Below are 2,125 nucleotides of genomic sequence, written 5' to 3'. Positions count from 1 at the left end.
CACGGTGCGCAGCCGGCCGGCCCGGGCGGCTGCGGCCCAGGCGACCAGCGCGACGGCGGTCAGGGTGCCGCCGGCCACCGCGACGTCCACCCAGGGGGCGAGGCCGGAGGTGGTGGTGCCGTAGAGCGAGCCGGTGGTGGCGAGCACCGGGATGGTCAGTGCGTTGCCGGCGACGACCCCGAGCAGGGTCCCGACGGTGGCCGGGATCAGCGCCTGGGCGACGTACGCCCGCACCACCTGGGCGGGGGTGCAGCCGAGCGCCTTGAGCACGCCGATCCGCCGGGTGGCGGTGCCGACCGCGCCGGCCACCACGTTGCCCGCCACCAGCACCGACATCGCCATCCCGAGCAGGCCGAAGGCGACCAGGAAGGGCAGGAACAGCGCGGTGTTGCGGTCCGAGCCCTGTTTGGCGGTGAGCCACGACTGGGCGCCGGTGAGCGACCCGGCGGGGGCGGTGGCCGCGACGGCGGCCCGGTCGGTGTCCATCGCGGCGGTGCTGCCGGCGTCGGCGAACCGGTAGAGCATCTCGTAGCCGGGGGTGCTGCCGGGCGCCGTCAGCGCGGTGAGGGCGCCGGGCGCCACCCAGGCGTCGGCGGTGCGGCTGACGGACCGGGCGAAGCCGACGACGGTGAGTGTCGGCGCGCCCGGCAGGGCGGGCAGGCGCAGCGTTCCGCCGATCTCCCTGACCGGGCTGCCGTACGCGTCAGCCAGCACCACCTCGCCCGGCCTGCTCGGCCAACTACCGTTCAGCAGCTCGACGTTGTCGACTCCGCCGGCGGGATCGGCGCGGCCGGCCACCGTCATCGGTTCCATCGTCGCCCCGACCGGGACGTTCGCCCCGGGGCCCGGCTCGGGGTCGACGGTGACGGTGCGGAAGGGGCCCGCGGCGGCCGTCACCCCGGGGGCGTGCGCGGTGGCGGCGAGCTGCTCGGCGCTCGCCCTGGTGCCGTCGAAGCGCGCGGTGAGGTGGGCCCCGCGCCGGCCGTCGAAGGCCCGCTCGAAGGGGTCCTGGGAGGCGACCAGCAGCGAGCCGCCGAGGACGGAGCAGGTGGTGGCCACCAGCGCGGCCAGGCCGACCGCGGCGGACTGCGTCCGACGCCTGCGCACCCCTGCCCGCACCACCCTCCCGAGCGCGGTCATGCCGCCACCGCCGAGTCCGCCTCGACCCGGCCGTCCCGCATCCGGACCGCGCGGGTGGCGCAGTCCTCGGCCAGCGTCAGGTCGTGGGTGACGATCAGGATGGTCTGCCCGTCCTCGTGCAGTTCGCGGAACAGCTCCTTGACGTCCTCACCGGAGGCGGAGTCCAGCGCACCGGTCGGTTCGTCCGCCAGCAGCAGCGTCGGCCGGTTCATCAACGCCCTTGCCACCGCTACGCGTTGGCGCTCGCCTCCGGAGAGCCGGCCCGGGTGGGCGCGGGCGTGCCGGTCGATGCCGAGCGATTCCAGCAGCTCGCCGGCCCGGCGCCGGGCCTCGGCGCGCGGGACACCGGCCAGTTCGCCGGCCAGCACCACGTTGTCGGCCACGGAGAGGTCGTCCAGCAGATTGAAGAACTGGAACACCATGCCGATGGTGCCGCGCCGGTAGCGGGCCGAGGCCGCCTCGCCGAGCCGGTCCACCCGCACCCCGGCGACGGTGACCGTCCCGGCGCTCGGCCGGTCGAGCCCGGCGACCAGGTTCAGCAGGGTGGACTTCCCGCTGCCGGAGGGGCCGAGCACGGCCACCGACTCCCCCGCCCGCACGCTCAGCGTGACCCCGTCCAGCGCCGCCCGGGCACCCTCATAGCGGCGGCTCACCCCGCTCAGTTCGACCACCGGTTCGCTGCTCATGACCCCACTCCTCGTCGCTTCCTGCCTGGTGACGAGGACGAAGGTACGAACGGGCGGCCCGCTCCCGCGTCCGCCGCCCGCGGCACGTTCCGTACCGCGTCGGGCGGACGGCCGCCGACGTCATCCTTCCGATGTAGTCGCCGGGTGTACCGGCTGCCCGCCACCCGCGGGGCTGTCCCGAGGGGCTCCCGACCCCCACAATGTCCCGGTGATCAACCATCCGACGGTGCACCGGCTGCGCGCGGCGGCGGCCCGGCTGAGCGGCAGCCCGGGCGCGGCTCCCCCGCCCCGGCCGACCC

The 2,125-nt window shown here is 76.1% G+C and carries 2 protein-coding genes; both read right to left on the bottom strand.

What is annotated here, in order from left to right; genetic code table 11:
• On the bottom strand, window positions 1-1,140 hold a 1,140-nt coding region (locus KS423_RS44100), incomplete at its 3' end, for an FtsX-like permease family protein (RefSeq protein WP_224285306.1).
• Window positions 1,137-1,826, bottom strand: coding sequence for an ABC transporter ATP-binding protein (locus KS423_RS44095; RefSeq protein ID WP_224285305.1), 690 nt, complete (start codon window positions 1,824-1,826; stop codon window positions 1,137-1,139). The genes KS423_RS44095 and KS423_RS44100, both read right to left, overlap by 4 nt.
• Between the last annotated feature and the right edge of the window lie 299 nt (window positions 1,827-2,125).

The organism is Streptomyces sp. LS1784, assembly GCF_020103755.1.
In the GTDB taxonomy this organism is placed as follows: Bacteria; Actinomycetota; Actinomycetes; order Streptomycetales; family Streptomycetaceae; genus Kitasatospora.
This window is presented reverse-complemented; position numbering and strand designations above follow the sequence as displayed.

Coding starts and splice junctions, on each gene's coding strand:
- KS423_RS44095 (WP_224285305.1), bottom strand. CDS start 1,826: ATGAGCAGCGAACCGGTGGTCGAACTGAGCGGGGTGAGCCGCCGCTAT.